Origin of the sequence: Asanoa sp. NPDC049475, from assembly GCF_040676915.1 — a bacterium.
Classification (GTDB): domain Bacteria; phylum Actinomycetota; class Actinomycetes; order Mycobacteriales; family Micromonosporaceae; genus Asanoa.
The window spans coordinates 318,619-334,177 of sequence record NZ_JBFAPY010000001.1; the positions used below are offsets into that span (position 1 = coordinate 318,619).

At 71.2% G+C, this 15,559-nt stretch carries 21 protein-coding genes; 12 read left to right on the forward strand and 9 right to left on the reverse strand.

Annotated features, from left to right (window positions below):
• Nucleotides 1-8: 8 nt before the first annotated feature.
• The 4 genes from AB0J88_RS01515 (at nucleotide 9) to AB0J88_RS01530 (ending at nucleotide 3,070) form a co-directional block, all read left to right on the forward strand.
• Nucleotides 9-848: a 3-keto-5-aminohexanoate cleavage protein gene (locus tag AB0J88_RS01515; RefSeq protein ID WP_364359798.1), complete on the forward strand. Its 840-nt coding sequence runs from the start codon at nucleotides 9-11 to the stop codon at nucleotides 846-848.
• A gap of 24 nt (nucleotides 849-872) precedes the next feature.
• A complete protein-coding gene (locus AB0J88_RS01520) occupies nucleotides 873-1,832 on the forward strand; it encodes an asparaginase (RefSeq protein WP_364359801.1) in 960 nt (319 codons plus the stop codon).
• An 84-nt stretch (nucleotides 1,833-1,916) separates the two neighbouring features.
• Nucleotides 1,917-2,519, forward strand: a complete 603-nt coding sequence (locus AB0J88_RS01525) for a helix-turn-helix transcriptional regulator (protein WP_090791581.1) — start codon at nucleotides 1,917-1,919, stop codon at nucleotides 2,517-2,519.
• The gene (locus AB0J88_RS01530) at nucleotides 2,519-3,070 is read left to right on the forward strand and encodes a hypothetical protein (RefSeq protein WP_364359804.1); all 552 of its coding nucleotides are present in this window, start codon (nucleotides 2,519-2,521) and stop codon (nucleotides 3,068-3,070) included. The genes AB0J88_RS01525 and AB0J88_RS01530 overlap by 1 nt, the downstream gene beginning before the upstream one ends.
• 59 nt (nucleotides 3,071-3,129) lie before the next feature.
• Here AB0J88_RS01530 and AB0J88_RS01535 read toward each other — a convergent pair whose 3' ends face one another.
• The 5 genes from AB0J88_RS01535 to AB0J88_RS01555 all read right to left on the reverse strand — a co-directional run bounded on the left by AB0J88_RS01535 (nucleotide 3,130) and on the right by AB0J88_RS01555 (nucleotide 5,844).
• On the reverse strand, nucleotides 3,130-3,867 hold the full coding sequence (locus AB0J88_RS01535; RefSeq protein ID WP_364359807.1) for an alanyl-tRNA editing protein: 738 nt from the start codon (nucleotides 3,865-3,867) through the stop codon (nucleotides 3,130-3,132).
• Nucleotides 3,868-3,878: 11 nt separating this feature from the next.
• Entirely contained in the window at nucleotides 3,879-4,772 is an 894-nt protein-coding gene (locus AB0J88_RS01540) for an alpha/beta hydrolase (protein WP_364359810.1), read from the reverse strand.
• Nucleotides 4,769-5,086: a DUF2516 family protein gene (locus tag AB0J88_RS01545; RefSeq protein ID WP_364359813.1), complete on the reverse strand. Its 318-nt coding sequence runs from the start codon at nucleotides 5,084-5,086 to the stop codon at nucleotides 4,769-4,771. The genes AB0J88_RS01540 and AB0J88_RS01545 overlap by 4 nt, the downstream gene beginning before the upstream one ends.
• Nucleotides 5,087-5,219: 133 nt before the next feature.
• Entirely contained in the window at nucleotides 5,220-5,426 is a 207-nt protein-coding gene (locus tag AB0J88_RS01550) for a hypothetical protein (protein ID WP_364359816.1), read from the reverse strand.
• Between the two features lie 46 nt (nucleotides 5,427-5,472).
• The gene (locus AB0J88_RS01555; RefSeq protein ID WP_364359819.1) at nucleotides 5,473-5,844 is read right to left on the reverse strand and encodes an MmcQ/YjbR family DNA-binding protein; all 372 of its coding nucleotides are present in this window, start codon (nucleotides 5,842-5,844) and stop codon (nucleotides 5,473-5,475) included.
• 46 nt (nucleotides 5,845-5,890) lie between these two features.
• Between AB0J88_RS01555 and AB0J88_RS01560 the strand changes: the two genes are divergently transcribed.
• Nucleotides 5,891-6,373 carry a GNAT family N-acetyltransferase gene (locus AB0J88_RS01560; RefSeq protein ID WP_364359822.1) on the forward strand — a complete coding sequence of 161 codons (483 nt, stop codon included), beginning with the start codon at nucleotides 5,891-5,893 and terminating at the stop codon, nucleotides 6,371-6,373.
• Nucleotides 6,374-6,428: 55 nt separating this feature from the next.
• Here AB0J88_RS01560 and AB0J88_RS01565 read toward each other — a convergent pair whose 3' ends face one another.
• Nucleotides 6,429-6,989 (reverse strand): hypothetical protein, encoded by a 561-nt coding sequence (locus tag AB0J88_RS01565; protein ID WP_364359825.1) that lies wholly within the window; start codon nucleotides 6,987-6,989, stop codon nucleotides 6,429-6,431.
• 688 nt (nucleotides 6,990-7,677) lie between these two features.
• Here AB0J88_RS01565 and AB0J88_RS01570 point away from each other — a divergent pair.
• The 6 genes from AB0J88_RS01570 (at nucleotide 7,678) to AB0J88_RS01595 (ending at nucleotide 11,702) form a co-directional block, all read left to right on the forward strand.
• A complete protein-coding gene (locus AB0J88_RS01570; RefSeq protein WP_364359828.1) occupies nucleotides 7,678-8,121 on the forward strand; it encodes a hypothetical protein in 444 nt (147 codons plus the stop codon).
• Between the two features lie 73 nt (nucleotides 8,122-8,194).
• Nucleotides 8,195-8,674 carry a hypothetical protein gene (locus AB0J88_RS01575; protein ID WP_364359831.1) on the forward strand — a complete coding sequence of 160 codons (480 nt, stop codon included), beginning with the start codon at nucleotides 8,195-8,197 and terminating at the stop codon, nucleotides 8,672-8,674.
• A gap of 7 nt (nucleotides 8,675-8,681) precedes the next feature.
• Complete coding sequence (locus AB0J88_RS01580; RefSeq protein WP_364359833.1) at nucleotides 8,682-9,128, forward strand: hypothetical protein; 447 nt, start codon at nucleotides 8,682-8,684, stop codon at nucleotides 9,126-9,128.
• A complete protein-coding gene (locus AB0J88_RS01585) occupies nucleotides 9,125-10,312 on the forward strand; it encodes a hypothetical protein (protein ID WP_364359836.1) in 1,188 nt (395 codons plus the stop codon). Before AB0J88_RS01580 ends, AB0J88_RS01585 begins: the two co-directional genes overlap by 4 nt.
• A complete protein-coding gene (locus AB0J88_RS01590; protein WP_364359839.1) occupies nucleotides 10,309-10,782 on the forward strand; it encodes a hypothetical protein in 474 nt (157 codons plus the stop codon). Before AB0J88_RS01585 ends, AB0J88_RS01590 begins: the two co-directional genes overlap by 4 nt.
• A gap of 47 nt (nucleotides 10,783-10,829) precedes the next feature.
• Entirely contained in the window at nucleotides 10,830-11,702 is an 873-nt protein-coding gene (locus tag AB0J88_RS01595) for a DMT family transporter (RefSeq protein WP_364359842.1), read from the forward strand.
• Here AB0J88_RS01595 and AB0J88_RS01600 read toward each other — a convergent pair.
• The 3 genes from AB0J88_RS01600 to mshA form a co-directional block, all read right to left on the reverse strand.
• Entirely contained in the window at nucleotides 11,699-12,424 is a 726-nt protein-coding gene (locus AB0J88_RS01600) for a peptidase E (RefSeq protein ID WP_364359845.1), read from the reverse strand. The two genes, AB0J88_RS01595 and AB0J88_RS01600, sit on opposite strands and share 4 nt — an antisense overlap.
• 270 nt (nucleotides 12,425-12,694) lie before the next feature.
• Nucleotides 12,695-13,210: a YbjN domain-containing protein gene (locus AB0J88_RS01605; protein ID WP_364360186.1), complete on the reverse strand. Its 516-nt coding sequence runs from the start codon at nucleotides 13,208-13,210 to the stop codon at nucleotides 12,695-12,697.
• Nucleotides 13,207-14,565, reverse strand: coding sequence for a D-inositol-3-phosphate glycosyltransferase (gene mshA / locus AB0J88_RS01610; RefSeq protein WP_364359848.1), 1,359 nt, complete (start codon nucleotides 14,563-14,565; stop codon nucleotides 13,207-13,209). The genes AB0J88_RS01605 and mshA overlap by 4 nt, the downstream gene beginning before the upstream one ends.
• Nucleotides 14,566-14,737: 172 nt before the next feature.
• Between mshA and AB0J88_RS01615 the strand changes: the two genes are divergently transcribed.
• The gene (locus AB0J88_RS01615; RefSeq protein WP_364359851.1) at nucleotides 14,738-15,556 is read left to right on the forward strand and encodes an SDR family oxidoreductase; all 819 of its coding nucleotides are present in this window, start codon (nucleotides 14,738-14,740) and stop codon (nucleotides 15,554-15,556) included.
• Nucleotides 15,557-15,559: the final 3 nt, after the last annotated feature.

Below are 15,559 nucleotides of genomic sequence, written 5' to 3' on the forward strand. Positions count from 1 at the left end.
TGACGCCCATGACAACAACGACGTTGATCACGGTGGCGCCGACGGGTGCCGAGTCGGCCAAGTCCGACGTGCCCGCCCTGCCCGTCACGCTCGACGAGCTGGTGGTGACGGCCAAGGAGTGCGCCGCCCTCGGTGCCTCGGTGATCCACGTGCACATCCGCGGCGAGGACGCGCGCCCGACGCTCGACCTCGGCCGGCTGCGGGAGACCGTGGCCGCGCTCCGCGAGTCGACGGACCTGATCGTGCAGCTCTCCAGCGGCGGCGCGGTGACCGACCCCGAGGCTCACCGGCTGCGCGTCCTCGACGCCGAGCCCGACATGGCCTCCTGCACGATGGGCACGGTCAACTTCGGCGACGACGTGTTCATGAACCGCTGGGAGTTCGTCGTCGACCTGCACACCCGGATGCAGGAGCGGGGCATCGTCCCCGAGTACGAGATCTTCGACCTCGGCCACCTCGCCGCGCTGGAGCGGCTGCTGAGCAAGCACGGGCTGCCGGCCGGCGGGCACGTGCACGTCGACTTCGTGATGGGCGTGCCGGGCGGGATGCCCGGCACGACGGCCGCCCTGGTCGCCTGCGCCAACGAGGTGCGCAACCTGCCGGAGGGCACCACCTTCTCGGCCACGGGCATCGGGCGCACCACGATCCCGGTCATGCTCGCGTCGCTGTCGGCCGGCGGGCACCTTCGGGTCGGCATGGAAGACACCGTCACGTACGCCAAGGGCCGTCCGGTCGAGTCCAACATGCAGCTCGTCGCCCGCGCGGTCGGCTTCGCGCAGCTCGCCCAGCGTCCGCCGATGACGCCTGCCGACGCGCGTGAGCTGCTCGGGCTCAAGACCAACTCCTGACAGGGCAGGGGTACGGTCGCAGCCATGGGCAAGTTCTACGAAGGCGGCGTACGCCTCACCGAGGTCGTCCGTTCCGGCTTCTCGGAGGGTTACCACCACGGCTCCGTGGTGGTGCTCGACGCGTCCGGCAACACCGTCGCCGCCGCCGGTGACGTCGAGTCGCCGATGTTCCCGCGCTCGTCCAACAAGCCGATGCAGGCCGTCGGCATGCTGCGCGCGGGGTTGCGGCTGACCGACCCGGCCGACCTGGCTCTGGTCTGCGCCAGCCACTGGGGCCAGGACATCCACGTCAACCGGGCCGCCGCGATGCTGCGCTCGGTGGGGCTGGACGAGTCGGCGCTGCGCTGCCCACCCGACCTGCCGCTGGACCCGGCCGCCAGGGCCGACGTGATCAGGGCCGGCGGCGGGCCGTCGCGGATCCAGATGAACTGCTCCGGCAAGCACACCGGCATGCTGCTGACCTGCGTGGCGGCCGGCTGGCCGACCGAGGGCTACCTGGCGCCCGACCACCCCCTGCAGAAGGCGCTCACCGCCGCGGTGGCCGACGTCGCCGGCGAGGACGTGGTCGCCACCGCCGTCGACGGCTGCGGCGCCCCGCTGCTCGGCATCTCGCTGACCGCTTTGGCCCGGGCGTTCGGCACGCTCGTGGAGGCCGCGCCGGGCAGCGACGAGCGCTCCGTCGCCGACGCGATGCGCGCCCACCCGGAGTTGGTTTCGGGCACCGACACGGTGGAACTGAAGTTGATGGCGGCCGTACCCGGAATGCTCGTCAAGGCCGGCGCCGAAGGCGTGATGGCGGTCGCCGTGCCGGGTGCCGGCGCGGTCACGATCAAGATGGACGACGGCGCCCACCGCGGCAACCGGCCGGTGCTGGTGTCGGCGTTGCGCCGGATCGGCGTGACGGGCGAGGCGCTGGAGCAGGCCGCCGCGGAGCCGGTGCTGGGTGGCGGTCAAACGGTCGGAGCACTCCACAGCGCCTGGTAGGTCCGTTTCCCGACATTGTGGTCCTGCTAACTGCTGTTAGCGTTTCGCTTGCAGCAGCTAGCAAGCGGAGCTAACGTCGTTGCCATGCCCTCGAAAGATCTGCCCCGCGACGTGGGGGGATTCATCCGAGACCTGCGGCGCAACGCGCAGATCTCGCTCCGCCAGCTCGCCGAGCAGGCGGGCGTGAGCAACCCCTACCTGAGCCAGGTCGAGCGCGGGCTCCGCAAGCCCAGCGCCGAAGTGCTCCAGCAGCTGGCCAACGCCCTGCGGGTGTCGACGCCCGTGATGTACCTGCGTGCCGGCCTGCTCGAGGAGAAGGAAGGCCATGGCGTGCTGACCGCCATCGCCGCCGACTCCGAGCTGACCATCGCGCAGAAACAGTCGCTCAGCCAGATCTACGAGACGTTCCGCCGCGAGAACGCGCGGCACGCCGAGGCGGAGGCGGAGACGGCCAAGCAGGCCGAAGCCGCCAGCGAGGCGGCCGCCCAGGCCGCGCGCGCCGCCGACGCCGCCGCTGCCGCGGCCGGTCGCGCCGCCGGTGGGCCCACGAAGGCCCCGACCGGCTGGCCCGACGACACAGAAGCCACCCCAACACCGGCGGCGGAGCCCGCCAAGCCGGTGGTCAAGAAAACGGCCAAGAAGGCCGTGAAGAAGGCGGCACCAAGGGCCGCCGAGGAGGAGAACTGATGTCCCAGCCGAAGACGACCCGCATTCCGGCTCCGTTGTACGCGGCCGCCGGCGCCGGAGAGATGGCCTACCGTCAGCTGCTCAAGCTGCCGACGTATGCCAACGACCTGGGCGACAAGGCCGCCAACAACGGTGCGGAACTGCGCCAGTCGGTGCTCACCACGACCACCGAGCTGCGCCAGCGGGCCACCAAGGCCTACCGGCAGGCCAACGAGCGCGCGGTCAAGCTGCGTCGCGAGGACCTCGACGTGGACCGCCTGCGTGACCTGGCCATGCGCAACGCCGGCCAGTTCATCGTGACCGCCCAGGAGATGCAGGAGCGGGCGATCGCGTTCTACGGCGAGCTCGTCGCGCGCGGCGAGAAGGTCGTCGGCACCGGCATCGTGGAGGCCGCCGACACCGTCCAGGCCGACATGGTGGAGACCGGCAAGCCGATCCAGCCGAAGTCGGAGAGCAACGGGCACGGCACCCTGCACAGCAGCGAGCCCAAGCCGGCCGTCGCCAAGAAGACCGCGCCGACCACGCCCCCGAAGAAGACCGCCAAGCCGTAAGCGCCACACCGAAAAGGGGACCGACCAGCTGGTCGGTCCCCTTTCGCGTACCCGAGGGATCAGTCGGCGATCCGGACCCGTACCCGACGGTTGGCCTTGCCCTTGCTCTCGACCTTGACGACCTGCACCCGGCCGATCTGGCGCGTCGACGCGACGTGGGTGCCGCCGTCGGCCTGCACGTCGAGGCCCACGATGTCGACGATGCGGATCTCCTGCTCGTCGGCGGGGATCAGGTTGGACTGGGTGCGGATGATGTCGGGCAGCGCCAGCGCCTCGGTGCGGGGGAGGACCTTCACCGCGACGGCCCGGTCGGCGGTCACCTCGGTGTTGACCAGCTCCTCCAGCTTGAGCTTGAAGTCCGGCGGCACCTCGGGGAGGTTGAAGTCCATCCGGGCCTCGCCGGGCTCCATGTTGCCGCCCGTGACCAGCGCGCCGAAGTCGCGGAAGACCACACCACAGAGCACGTGCAACCCGGAATGGGTACGCATGAGCATCGTGCGGCGGGCATCCTCGACGGCGCCGGTCACTTTGGCGCCCACGGGTGGCAGCGGGTCACCCTCGGCCGGCAGCAGGTAGAGGTCGTCGCCCTTGCGGGTGCCGACGATCCGGGTCTGGGTGCCCTGCCAGAGCAGCGTGCCGTGGTCCGGCGGCTGGCCACCGCCGCCCGGGTAGAAGGCCGACCGGTCCAGGACGATGCCGTCGTCGGGCGACGAGTGCAGCACCGTGCACTCCCACTCGCGCAGCGTCGGGTCGATCAGGTCGAGGCGGTGTGTGCGGCCGTGCTCGGAAACGCCCATGACCGGGCAGACTACTCCGGGGCGTTGAGGAAGTCCGAGATCCGGGTACGCAGGTCCGCCCGGTCGGTCCAGACCACGCCGGGCCGGTCGTAGACGTGCAGGGTGGCGTTGGGCAGCGCTCCCGCGAGCCGCTCGGCCGTCGCCACGGGGTGCAGGTCGTCGCCGGCGCACGCGATCACCAAGGCTTCGGCGGTCACGTTGCGCAGCGGTGCCGGGTCGGGGATCGCCACCTGCTCGGCCAGCGAGTCCAGGTCTTTCGCCAGGCCGTCGCGCATGAGCTGGTCGATCCGCTGCCGGAGGTAGGCCCAGACCGCCGGGGTGCCCCGCAGCGTGGGCGGGAACTCGACGGAGATCGCGTCGGCGACCGCGGCCACGTCACCCGAGGCCACGGCGTCGGCCAGGGTGGCCAGGCGGGCCTTGACCGCGGCCGGGCGGGGCAGGTCGAGCACCGCCGGGAGGAAGAAGACCAGCCGGTCGAACCGGTCCGGGTTGTCGGCGACCAGCCGGGTCAGCGCGCCGGCGCCCAGGCTGACCCCGAGCGCCCGGGTCGCGCCCGAGAGGTCGGAGATCGCGCGCAGGTCACGGGCCAGGTCGGCGTACGACCATGGTCCCGGCGGCGCGTCGGAGCGCCCGTGGCCGCGGAACTGGAAGAAGACCTTGCGCCCGGCGACCGCGCTGCCGTAGGGGCGGGTCACCGCGATGCCGCTGGCCAGGCCGTGCGCGAACACGGTGGTGGGGTTGCCGGCGCCGGTGACCAGGCGTTCGAGGCGGACGCCGTGCGGGGTGGCGACGACCTCGGTCTCGGGCTCGGGCAGGGTGGGGCGCCCGCTGCGCGGGGCGCTCGGGCCTGGCCCGTAGGTCCGCGGACCCCCGTCGGGCGGTGGGGGCCAGCGGAAGTCCCTCACCAGAAGCCTTTGCCGTCAGTCAGATCCTTGAGCCCTGGTCGCACGTCGAGCAGGTAGACCATGGCCGCGCCGATGCCGATCAACTGGAAGAGGTTGAGCGTGCGGTTCGAGAGCAGCAACGACAGCAACAGACAGATGCCGAGAATCGCCAGCCAGCCACCCTTGGGCAGCGAGCCGATGGCGGCGAACGCGTCGCCCCGCTGGGTGAGGCAGTGCACGAACGCGACGCCGATCAGCACCAGTGCGAGGATCAAGAACACGATGTTGATGCCCCAGAGGACATTGTCATAGAAAATGGGCGCGCTCGTGGACATGCCCCTAAGCGTACTTCCGTGTCGCGCGCACGGGTGCCGGGAGCTTTGGGCCAGCCCACCTGATCATGGCTGCTGGTGCCGGCCCGTCCGACTTCTGGGCTATCCGGGCGTCGGGTCGCGGCGTCCTCGTGGTTCAGCGCTCCGGCACGTAGCGCCATGGGGGGTCGCTGCCGGGTGCGTCGTCGGCCACATATGTCTCGGTGACCTTCTTCTCGCCGTCAGGGCCGGTCCAACGCCATTCGTGGGTGAGCGGGCTCGGCGGCAGGCCGTCGGTGATGGGCACCTCGATCTGAGTGCCGTCCTGCGGGCCGCCGATGACCGGAATCCACGCGTTTGCCATGTCCAGATCATCGCGCGGGCGATTGTCTGGCGTGCGGCGAATCGCGCTATCCGGCCGGCTCGGGTAGTCGTGCCGCCAGCCTCTTCGGCGCCATCAGCCGGTAGCTCTCGGTCAACAGCTCACCCACCTCGACCCAGTCGGTGCGCCGGCCGAAGGTGATGCCGACCACGTTGCCGCCCCAGTCGGCGCGGAAGAACGGCGGCCCCCCGCTCGCGAACGCCGCGACCTCGTCGTCGGGCGCCCGGAAGGTCATCACGACGCTGCCGTCGTCGCGGGTGTAGACGTGGGCGATGGTGCGCTGCCGGATCCGCCAGCGCATGCCGATCCAGGCTGGTTCCTCGTAGGCCTCCGGCAGGCCGAGACAGATCGCCCGCAACCTGGTGAGGATCGCGGGTGGGACGTCGCCGGGTGCGGACATACGAGGACCGTAGCGGCGCCGTACGACAGTTCCGTAGCCTCGGCCCATGCCTCAAGTGACCCTCCGCCCGGCGGCCGAGACCGACGCCGAGACGCTCGCCGAGATCTGGGAACGAGGCTGGGCCGACGGTCACCTGGGCAACGTGCCCGATGCTCTCGTAGCGGTCCGCACCCCGGAGACCTTCCGGACCCGCACGGTCGAGGGCCTGCCGCACACGACGGTGGCCCTGGTCGGCACGGCGATCGCGGGCTTCGTCAAGGTGGTCGACGACGAGGTCGAGCAGGTGTACGTGGCTGGTGCCCACCGCGGCTCCGGCGTCGCCGGGGTCCTGCTGGCGGAGGCCGAGCGGCAGGTAGCGGCCGAGGGCTACGCGGAGGCCTGGTTGGCAGTGGCGGCGGGCAACGGCCGAGCACGCCGCTTCTACGAACGCAGCGGCTGGTCAGACGCGGGCCTCTTCGACTACCTAGCCAGCACGGCCGACGGCCCAATCCCCGTCCCCTGCCACCGCTACACAAAACCAGTCGCCTAGACGACGAAGCGCCCCGCACCTAAACAGAGGTGCGGGGCCGCTCGATGTGCCGTCGCTACGGGGCGGTCGGGTTCAGGCTGAAGGTGCTGCCGCCGGACTGCGATGGGCCGGAGCGCGTCGGGTCAAGCGTCACCGTCCACCGAGTGGTGAACTCCATGCCCTGGCAGCCGACAGGGGCGTCGGCGTTCAGCGTGACGGCCTTGTTCAGGTTGATTGTGTATGAGGTGGCCGACGGGCCCATGGTGGTCGTCGGCGTGTAGCTGCCAAGGGTCATGAAGCCTGCGCAGCCGTTCTGGTCGTCGTTGACGATGTCGCTGATCTGTCCGGTGATGCTGGTGATCCTGGCGTTCATCGTGTTTTCCGACGAGACGGGGATGCTGAGCTGAACGATGCCGGACTCAGTCGGCATGAGGCCGTGATCCGCAGTGGTGGTGTCCGAGAGGGTCCGGCCCTGCCAGGTGCCGGTGACCTCGAAGGGCTCAAACGTCTCGCTCTTGCCGCCAACGACGTCTCCTGCGTCGGACTGGGACCAGAGCGCGTATGCGACGCCCGAGACGGCGAGGACGCCCGCGGCGGCGAGGGTGGCGGCGAGGATGCGCTTCGAACGCTTCTGCAAGGGAGGTCTCCTAGGGCGGGCCGGCGTAACCGGGCCGGCTCGGTGTTCATGGCGGGTATCGCGGACAAACCGGATTTTCCGGCCGTTGCGGCGACATAGGAGACTCTGCCCGAACGCGGCGAGTTCGTGGCATAGAGAACACGGTCCGTGGTTGCTCGCCAACAAGCGATCCCATCGGTCGGACCGGATGACCCCGAATAGGTGACCCCCTTGAACGCGATAATTGCTCGGCCCTGGCCGAGAATTTAAGCAACGCATAAAGCGCGCAGATCATTCTCGAAAAAGCGGTCAAGAATCGCTCCGGCACTGCGCCACATTGCGGACTGAATAACCTGCCCGGAGCGGAGCTCACGCTCGACCGCAGCCAGGCCGGGAGAAGAATCCGCAGGTCAGAGCGTTTCGCCACGCCGGTCGTTGCTAACGCCACGGGACCTGCTAGGACCGTGTTTTCCCAGCTCAGAGCGTTGTCCACGACCTCGGAAACCCCATGAAACGGGCTTAACGGGCATATTGGGTCACTCTAAGGGGTTAGGCCGTCAGGGTTTAGTTGTGCTATTTGCGCACAGCAAAGGTCGGACGGTTGCTTGCTTGAACGATAAGCGTCTTCTGGGCAAGGTTGTCATCGGCGCCGGACCGCCTCCACCGGGCCGGCGCCGACATATCTCGCCCATTCGAAAGGACTCCCGCCATGCGCAGGTTCAACAAGCGGACAGTCACCGTCGCAGTCGCCGCAGCCGTCACGCTCGGCGCCTCGAGTGCCGCTTGGGCCTGGTGGGAGTTCTCGGGCCGGACCACCGTCCAGGCCTCGGCCGCCTCGATCAAGCCGATCGAGGTCGAGACGCGGGACGTCAACGGCCTCTACCCGGGTGCGGAGAAGGACCTGCGGGTCGAGATCTACAACCCGAACCCGTTCCCGGTCGTTATCACGGAAGCCGAGGCGACCGTCCGCACCAGGTCGGAGCACTGCGACGACGCGATCAGCGTCGAGTTGCCCAGGCGACCGGTCCGGGTCGAGCCGGGCCACAAGACCTACACGTTGGAAGACGCCGTTCGGATGGACCGCGACGTGGAGCGATGCCAGGGCGCGGACTTCAAGGTGGTCATTTTCTACTCGGGCCAGAACGCGGCCTGATCGCCGTCGGCGGGCGGCGGGGCCGGTTCGGCCCGGCCGCCCGCCGAGCCCAGCAATGAGCGTAGGAGCGTCCATGCGCAACATGTCCCAGCGCACCGCCATCATCACGCTGGTCGCGGTCATCGTGACCGGCATCGCCAGCGTGGCGTGGGCGGCGTGGTCGGTCACCGGCCAGGGGACCGCGACGGTGACGGCGGCGGAGGTGACCGCGCTGCAGGCGACGGCCCGGCCGACGGGGAGCCTGTTCCCGGGTGGCACCGCCGACATCGAGATCAGCGTGACCAACCCCAACGAGTTCGCCGTCGAGGTGCAGTCGTTCGCGCAGGCGACGGACATCGTCGTCGACGCCGCGCACGCCGCCGGGTGTCCGGCGGGCAACGTGCGGCTCAAGGCGACCAAGAAGCCGATCGGCGAGCGCATCGAGGCCGACGGCGGCCGCGAGACGTTCGTGGTCGAGGACGCGGTCGAGATGGTCTACAACGCACCCGAGTCCTGCATGGGCGCATCGTTCGAGATCACGCTCGCGTTGGCCGGCGTCGGCCTGCCGGACTGAGGTCGTCGTGAAGCTGACGACGTCCCTCGCCGCGGGTGCGGTGGCGCTCGCGCTGGCGGACGCCTTGGCCGCTTCCGGCCCCGCCGGCGCCGAGATCAGGCTGACCGGCGACGAGGCGCACACCTTCGTGATCGACGGGACGACGGTGTCCGGCCTCCACCCGGGCTCCGAGCGGTCGGGCAAGTTGCGGGTCCGGAACCCGTACACGTTCGACCTGCGGGTTACTAGCCTGCGCGCTGACGTCGTCGACAGCTCCAGCCCCATCTGCCCGCCCCACTCGGGCAACCTCGCCGCCGGCCCGCACCAGGGCTGGCTGCCCCTAACGGTGCGCGCCCGTCAGTCGCGTGATGCCGGTTCGATTCCGATCCGGATGCCCGCCTCGGTGACCAACGAATGCTCGGCGGTCACCTTCACCATCCGGATCACCGGTGTAGCCACGAAGGTGAACAAGTGAAGAGACTGATCGCCACGTCCCCTGCTGTCCTCGGTGGCATTGCCGCTGTCACCCTGGTCGCCGGCGCCGGGGCGGCGATCGCCGCGTGGCGCGTGCAGAGCGACGAGGTCGTGCTAACCGCCGAGACCGCGACGCTCTCGCCCGGCAACAAGCCGGTGGTCAGCGCCGCCGGCAACGTGGTGACCGTGTCGTGGATGCCCAACACGTTCGGCGAGCGGAAGGTCGACAGCTACCGCATCCAGCGGTACGACCTGGCCGGCTCGAGACAACAGCCCCGCGGCACCTGCGAGGAGAACGTCGCCAAGGAGTCCTGTGCGGACTCAGGTGTGCCGACCGGCTCGTGGCGCTACTCGGTCGTGCCGGTCAAGGGCGGGTGGACCGGCCCGGAGAGTGCCAGGAGCGATGCGGTGATCGTCGCCGCCGACGGCAAGGCCGTGGTGGTCCCCGACCCGGCGGTCGAGAAGCCGGCCGGCCCGGCCGCAGGTCCCGCCGTCGTCGCGATCGGCGACCCCGCCCAACCCGCCGCCGACCCCGCGCCGGGCAGCCCACCCGCGTGGACCGTGCAGCCGGGCACCGATGGGGTGCTCGGCACGGACGACACGCTGACCTACGCCGGTGGGTCTCCGGTCGCGCCGGCCGACGTCATCACCGGTTGGGACGGCGCCTCCCGCCCGGTCATCGTGGTGGCCGAGGCCGGCGCGCAGCCGGTGCTGACGGTCGACGACGGCGCGACCCGGGTCTTCGGCCCGCTCGCGGTGCCGCCCGCGACGGTGCCGGCCGACGTCACGTTCGACGCGACGCTGGCCGAGGTGAAGGGCCGGATCGTGGTCACGCTCGGCGCGATGCGGGCGGCGCCGGCACCGGCCGAGGAGGCCACCGCACCCGGCGCCCCGACCGCCGGCACCGAGCCGACCGAGGGCACCGACGCCCCGGAGACCCCCGACACGACCACGCCCGGCACGGAAGCCCCGGAGACGGCCGAGCCTGCGGGCACGCCGAGCACCACCGAGTCGGCCGGCGGCACCGACCAGCCGGCTTCCGGCGGCGACGGCGGTGATGGCGGTGATGGCGGCGACGGTGAAGAGAGCCAGAGCGAGCCGGCCGCCGCGACCGGCACGCCGGCCGCGGAGGTGACCCCGTCGACGGCCGGCAGCGAGCCGGCCGTCGTGCTCGTCGCCACATGACCGGCCCGGCCGGCGAAGAACCGACGACGAGCGAGGTCACGGGCCGTAACCTCGCGACCGTCCTGAGCGGTGTATCCGGTGTGCAGCTCACGCCGAAGAAGGTCCTCGCGCTGATCCTCGGGCTCGGTCTGCCCGTCGTGGTCGCCGCCGGCTGGGTGCTCGGTCAGCGCCAGGCCACCGGCACGCCGGCCGGTGGGTCGGGGGCGATGGGCACCGCGCCGCACGAGCAGGTGCCTTCGCCGGCCGCCCAGTACGACGTCTACGACGGCGCGCCGACGATCGTGCCGATGGCGAGCACCTCGCCCGCGCCGTCGCCACGACCCAGGAGCGCCGGGCCGAAGAGCAGCGAGGCGCCGCAGCCGACGATCCCGCCCAGCGCCGTGCCCGAGGACCAGACACCGAGCCCGGAGCCGAGCCCCACGGACACGAGCCCGAGCCCGGTGGAGCCGAGCGCGGAGACCTCTAAATAGCCGGCTAAACCGCCCAAAAAGGAGGCGGTCGCCCGTACGGTCACCTCATGGGCCTGATCCTGGCGATCGTTTCGGCGATCTGCTACGGCTCGGCGTCGGTGTTCCAGGCGGTCGCCGCCCGCCGGGCGCCGAGCTCGGACACCGTGAGCGCGAAGTCGCTGGTCGGGGTGTTCGCGCAGTGGCCGTACATCCTCGGTCTGGCCCTGGACGGTGCCGGCTTCGTGGCCCAGTTCATCGCGCTGCGCAGCCTGCCCATCTTCCTCGTGCAGGCGGCGCTGGCGGCCAGCCTCGCGGTCACCGCGGTGATCGCCATCCCGCTGCTCAAGTTGCGGCTCGGCACCGTGCAGTGGCTCGCGGTCGGCGGCGTCTGCGTCGGCCTCGCGCTGCTGGGCGTCTCGGCCGGCCACGAGAATGCCGACCAGCCCTCGTGGGGCTTCCGGATCGGCGTGACCATTGCCGTGCCCGTGCTGGCCCTGCTCGGCCTGGCCGCGCTCAAGCTCGAGGACCCGCTGCGAGCGGCGACCCTCGGTCTGGTCGGCGGCCTGTTCTTCGGGATCGTGGCGCTGGCCGCGCGGTCGATCTCCGACGTGGACTTCGTCGACTGGTTCAGCGGTCCGGAGATCTACACGCTGGTGGTCGCCGGCGGCCTGGCCTTCGTGTTCTACACGATCGGCCTCCAGCGCGCCTCGGTGACGACCGTGACCGCCGGCCTGGTGATCGGTGAGACGGTGCTCCCGTCGGTGGTCGGCGTGCTCGCGCTTGGCGACACCACCCGGCGCGGCTTCATCCCGGTCGCGGCGGTCGGCTTCGCCCTCGCGATCGCCTCCAGCCTGATGCTGGCCAAGTACGGCAGCCTGGAGGAGCCGGAAGCAGCGACCGACGCGCCGAAAACGGGAACCGCCGAGCTACAGGCGGACTAGACCGGCTGCTCGGCGATCCGGCGCGCGTTCAGCGGCCGGTGCACGCCGGCCTCCACGCGGTACGCGTCGGCCCCAGGAGCGGACGTGACCGCCTCGACCAGCTCTGTGCCGACATAGTGCAGCCCGGTCCCGTCGTCGGTGGCGTACCCGGCGGGCAAGGTCCCGTCGTCCACCAACCGCTGGAACAAGGCCCGCCGGGGCTGGCTCGTGTAGTCGTGGTGGACGCCGTTGCTGTAGGGCAGGAAGCCGAGCGCGTCGGTCACCGGGTCGAGGTCGTCGGAGAACGAGTCGGTGGTGCCGCCCGTGTGCCAGCAGATGCTGCCCGCGCTGCCACCGCCGAGCACCACGCCGGCCTCCCAGCACTCGCGCATGATCTCGTCGAGCCGGTGCGCCCGCCAGACCGCCAGCAGGTTGACCACGCTGCCGCCGCTGACCCAGATCAGGTCCCGGGAGAGCAGGAACGACCGCACGTCACGGACGTTGGGCTGGGGGAAGAGCTGTAAGTGGCTCGGCTCGGCGTCGGCGGAGTCCCGCAGCACGGCGTAGAGGCTGGCGATCGCCGCCGGGTCGTCGCCGACCGCGGTGGTGACGAAACAGACCTTGGCCCGGGGTACGCCGGTCAGCGATATCGCGTGGTCGAGAAGGGCGCTGCGCCGGCCAGGCGGCGTGCCGGCCGGACGGGCAGCGGGCGAGACGGCGAAGATCTGCGGCGGACGAGACACGCGCTTGATCATGTCAGAAGCGGATGGGCCAACCAGCGGGGCGAACGACGCCCACCCCCGTAAGCGTCGCCCGCTCGCCCGCCGGTTTCAGGTGGCCGACCGTCCCCCAACGGGTTGGCCACCGTACCCCCAACGCTTGCGCTCGCGTGCCGGGCCTCGCGGCCTGCGGCTACCCCAAAAACCCCTCGAGCGTGGCGCCAAGAAGAACGGTAGTTCTCGACGAGATCAGTGGACAAGCGAGAATGCCTGTCTCGCCCATCACATCGGTCCTTACCGCCCAGTAGGTGAGGTGGGCTCGAAGAGATGGGTGAACGCCTGGAGGTTCGCCGTGGACTCGCCGCGCTTGACGCGCCATTCCCACTCGCGCCGGATCGCCGTGCCGAAGCCGATTTCCAGCATCGTGTCGAACGAGTCGTCGGCATAGCTCAGCACGGCGCCGAGCAAGCGGTCGAGCTCGTCCTCGGTGACCGCGGCCAGGCCGGTCCGGCCGGTCAAGTAGACGTCACCGGCCTGGTCGATGGAGAAGGCGACCCCGTACATCCGGGCGTTGCGCTGGAGGAGCCAGGCCCACAGCTCTTCGCGCCGCTCGTCCGGCTGGCGCATCACGAACGCCTCGATCCGCAGGGCGTGCTCGCCGACGATCAGGTTGCAGGTGGTCTTGAGCTTGTGGGTGCCGGGCAGGGTCACCACGTAGGACAGCTCGCCGGTCGGCTCGTACGCGAGCTCCCGCTCGGCGCAGACCCGCTCGATCAGCGCCGCGACCTCGGCCGGCGAGGGGCCGCTCACCACGCGGCCGCGCCCGCGCCCAACGCCGCCGCTTCGCCCTCGAGCCGGGCGGTCAGCCGCTCTCGATGCTCCGTCACCGCACCACCGTAAACCGCGAGCAGCCCGCTCGCCGTGCGCGACCAGGAGAACTCGCTGGCGTGCGCGACGGCGCCCCGGGAGAGCTCGACCCGCAGGCCCGGCGCGGCCAGCAGGCCGCCCAGCGCACGCGCCCAGTCGTCCGGGTCGTGGCCGTCGACCAGCACGCCGCTGATGCCGTCGCGGACCGCGGTGACCAGGCCGCCTACCGCGGCGGCGACCACCGGGGTGCCACAGGCCTGCGCCTCGACGGCGACCAGCCCGAACGACTCGTTGTACGACGGCACGGCGACCAGGTCGGCGGCGCGGTAGACGTCGGCGAGGTCGCTGCCGGTCTGCGGGGGCAGGAAGCGCACGGCGTGGCTGATGCCGAGGGAGGCCGCGAGCTCGATCAGCGCGGCCGGCCGGGCCAGGCCGGTGCCGCTCGGGCCGCCGACGATCACCACGGTCAGGTCGCGGGCGAGCTCCGGGTCTCGGGCGTGCAGCGCGGCGGCCGCGGCCAGCAACACGTCGGGTGCCTTGAGCGGCTGGATCCGGCCGACGAACGCGACGATGTGGCCGCGCTCGGGCAGCCCCAGCCGGCGCCGGGCGGAGCCCTTGTCGCCAGGCGTGAAGCGGTCCAGGTCGACGCCGGGCTCGACCACGCTGACCAGGTCGGGGTCGGCTCCGTACCGGTCGATCAGGTCGCGGGCCTCGAACGTCGTGTTGGCCACCAGCCGGTCGGCCTCGGCGACCACCTGCTCCTCGCCGACCACCCGGGCCAGCGGCTCGGGCCGGTCACCGGCGGCGAGCTGCGCGTTCTTGACCTTGGCGAGGGTGTGCGCGGAGTGCACCAGCGGCACGCCCCAGCGTTCCCGGGCCAGCCAGCCGACCTGCCCGGAGATCCAGTAGTGCGAGTGCACCAGGTCGTAGTAGCCGGGCGCGTGTGCCGCCTCGGCGCGGAGCACGCCGGTGGCGAAGGCGCACATCTGCGCCGGCAGGTCTTCCTTGGCCAGGCCCTCGAACGGACCGGAGATGACGTGCCGGACCAGCACGCCCGGCGCCATCTCGACGGTGTGCGGGAGGTCGCTGGAGGTGGCCCGGGTGAAGATCTCGGTCTCGACACCGGCCTCGGCGAGCCGGCGGGCGACCTCGGTGACGTAGACGTTCATGCCGCCCGCGTCACCGGTGCCGGGCTGGTCGAGCGGTGAGGTGTGAACGGACAGCGTGGCGATGCGTCGGGGGAGCGGCCAGGGCTTGGGTCCTCGCTGCCGGCCGACGCCGGACGGCGCCTGCACCACATCTGCTCCTTCCAAGCCGGGGGCCCGGCATCGCCGGGCGCCCATGTATAAACCTCTCCCCCAGGCGACATCTTCCCCACGGACGGGTGGCTACGCCTACTCGGCGGGAGACATACGTGACGGACTTCATCCGGCAATGAGGCGCGCCACGGGATGGGAGAGGATTGTCGGCATGCCGATCGCCATCGTCACCGGTGCCTCCAGCGGGATAGGGGCAGCTACCGCCCGCCGCCTGGCCATCGAGGGGTTCACCGTCGTCCTGTCCGCCCGGCGAGCCGACCGGCTGGCCGAGTTGGTGACGCAGATCACCGACGCCGGCGGCAGTGCGGTCGCGGTGCCCTGCGACGTCACCTCCGACGAGTCGGTCGTGGGTCTGGCCGAGGCGGTGGCCGACCTCGCCGAGTCGTACGGGCGGGAGGCCGGCGGCCCGGACGAGCCGGTCACCCTGCTGGTCAACAACGCCGGCGGCGCGATCGGCCTCGACTACGTCGAGCACGGCTCGGTCGACGACTGGCAGTGGATGTTCGACGTCAACGTGCTGGGCACGCTGCGCGTGACCAAGGCCCTCCTGCCGCAGCTGGAGGCCTCCGAGGCCGGCACGATCGTGATGGTCAGCTCCACCGCGGGCTTCATCGTGTACGAGGGCGGGGGCGGCTACAGCGCCGCCAAGCACGGCATGACCGCGATGACCGGCACGCTGCGGCTCGAGCTGGCAGGCCGCCCGGTGCGAGTGGTCGAGGTCGACCCGGGCATGGTGCGCACCGACGAGTTCGCGGCCAAGCGATTCCGCGGCGACCAGGAGCGCGCCGACGCGGTCTACGCCGGGGTCGAGATGCCGCTGACCGCCGACGACGTGGCCGACTGCATCGCCTGGACGGCGACTCGGCCGCAGCACGTCAACATCGACCGGATCGTCGTCCGGCCCCTGGCCCAGGCCGCGCAGCACAAGGTCGCCAAGGGACGGATCGGCCGGCAACGGCCGACCAGCTAGCAG

Bases quoted from the DNA above. Each gene is read 5' to 3' on its own strand.
- AB0J88_RS01515 (WP_364359798.1), top strand. From the start codon at position 9: ATGACAACAACGACGTTGATCACGGTGGCGCCGACGGGTGCCGAGTCG.
- AB0J88_RS01520 (WP_364359801.1), top strand. From the start codon at position 873: ATGGGCAAGTTCTACGAAGGCGGCGTACGCCTCACCGAGGTCGTCCGT.
- AB0J88_RS01525 (WP_090791581.1), top strand. From the start codon at position 1,917: ATGCCCTCGAAAGATCTGCCCCGCGACGTGGGGGGATTCATCCGAGAC.
- AB0J88_RS01530 (WP_364359804.1), top strand. From the start codon at position 2,519: ATGTCCCAGCCGAAGACGACCCGCATTCCGGCTCCGTTGTACGCGGCC.
- AB0J88_RS01535 (WP_364359807.1), bottom strand. From the start codon at position 3,867: ATGGGCGTTTCCGAGCACGGCCGCACACACCGCCTCGACCTGATCGAC.
- AB0J88_RS01545 (WP_364359813.1), bottom strand. From the start codon at position 5,086: ATGTCCACGAGCGCGCCCATTTTCTATGACAATGTCCTCTGGGGCATC.
- AB0J88_RS01550 (WP_364359816.1), bottom strand. From the start codon at position 5,426: ATGGCAAACGCGTGGATTCCGGTCATCGGCGGCCCGCAGGACGGCACT.
- AB0J88_RS01555 (WP_364359819.1), bottom strand. From the start codon at position 5,844: ATGTCCGCACCCGGCGACGTCCCACCCGCGATCCTCACCAGGTTGCGG.
- AB0J88_RS01560 (WP_364359822.1), top strand. From the start codon at position 5,891: ATGCCTCAAGTGACCCTCCGCCCGGCGGCCGAGACCGACGCCGAGACG.
- AB0J88_RS01570 (WP_364359828.1), top strand. From the start codon at position 7,678: ATGCGCAGGTTCAACAAGCGGACAGTCACCGTCGCAGTCGCCGCAGCC.
- AB0J88_RS01575 (WP_364359831.1), top strand. From the start codon at position 8,195: ATGCGCAACATGTCCCAGCGCACCGCCATCATCACGCTGGTCGCGGTC.
- AB0J88_RS01590 (WP_364359839.1), top strand. From the start codon at position 10,309: ATGACCGGCCCGGCCGGCGAAGAACCGACGACGAGCGAGGTCACGGGC.
- AB0J88_RS01595 (WP_364359842.1), top strand. From the start codon at position 10,830: ATGGGCCTGATCCTGGCGATCGTTTCGGCGATCTGCTACGGCTCGGCG.
- AB0J88_RS01615 (WP_364359851.1), top strand. From the start codon at position 14,738: ATGCCGATCGCCATCGTCACCGGTGCCTCCAGCGGGATAGGGGCAGCT.